General features: G+C 37.1%; 2 pseudogenes. Both read right to left on the bottom strand.

The annotated features are described in order from the left end of the window. Nucleotides 1–167 precede the first annotated feature (167 nt). Nucleotides 168–491: pseudogene (locus CALSC_RS25430) on the bottom strand (IS701 family transposase); the annotation flags it as partial. Between the two features lie 50 nt (nt 492–541). Further along, a pseudogene (locus CALSC_RS26845) lies at nt 542–1,159 on the bottom strand (hypothetical protein); the annotation flags it as partial.

Genomic DNA, 1,159 nt, shown 5'->3' with positions numbered 1-1,159 from the left:
GAGGGTTAAGTTGACACCAATGGCAAGCTTTGCGCCCCTACAAGGAATTTGTAATCGCCTGGTAATTTTAATTCTGGAAATCTCCTTACCCCTCTTCTGTCACTTTCCGGTTATAATAGCCCTCTTCTGTCACTTTCCGAATTCAAGAAATAATAAAATTAGCCGGATTAAGCAGAAGAAAAAAATGGTTGGTATTGATTTATGAAACTAATTAGATGATTAAATCCAAGCAATAACTTAGAATTAGGAAAAACATCTAGCCAAGGAAAAACTAGCCACAACATGAGAATTGGTTGAAGAATCAAGCGTAGATTATTTAAAGTATTCTTCCACCCACTACCATAATCCCACTGCTGGTGTAAAGAAAAATCAACAGAGTTACTTTTTTTCTCTGCTTTACTTGTTCGTTGCTGTTTTATAGATAAAAAAACTGGTGAAATTAAACTGACCATCGTATAAACAGAAAAGATAATCTCCCACCATTTTTGAATATCTGCTGTATCTCGATTTTAGAGTTTTTACTTTCTGACTCTAGTATTAATTATATCCGGAAAGTGACAGAAGAGGGGTAAATGGCGCTTACAACTAATGTTCCTGGTCTGTTGGCTTCTTGAGACAGTAAAAGATTTTTAACGGCTTGTTGCTGTTTAGGACGTTCTACAAAATATTGGGGTAGGGGCGGAGCTTGGCAGAAATAGTTCTTGTTACACTTAGTACTTGTTACCTTGGTGGTAGCAGCTTGTTGTTTTGATTTTTTGGGTCTTTTGTTTTCCCATACTTCATCAAACCGTTTCAGGTTCTCTTGTTTATTTTTTGACCATAGCTTCAATGTAAAGTGCCAATTATCAGAACCCCTCTTTGTGGCGCGATTGTCCTCCAGAATTTTTAATAGAGAAGCATCATTATCTCGATCCAAAAGCTTAAGTGCTTCTCGGATTTGTGCTTTGGTTAACTTACCAGGGTATTTATCTTTCGCTGTCAACAACTCCAAATTCACCAGGGTTGTTTGGACAATTAATTTGGGGTTGTTACTATCTTCTTCAATCCAATTATTGTGCTTAATATCAAAACTACAGTCCTCAAATTCCCCATCCACAAAACAAAGTAACGCCTCCAACAGACGCTTGACCCGTTTTTTTACTTGAAGACCATAACCCTC

This window comes from Calothrix rhizosoleniae SC01, from assembly GCF_900185595.1.
Lineage (GTDB): Bacteria > Cyanobacteriota > Cyanobacteriia > Cyanobacteriales > Nostocaceae > Calothrix_A > Calothrix_A rhizosoleniae.
Note: the sequence above shows the minus strand (reverse complement) of the source record. Positions and strands in the feature narration are given on the sequence as shown.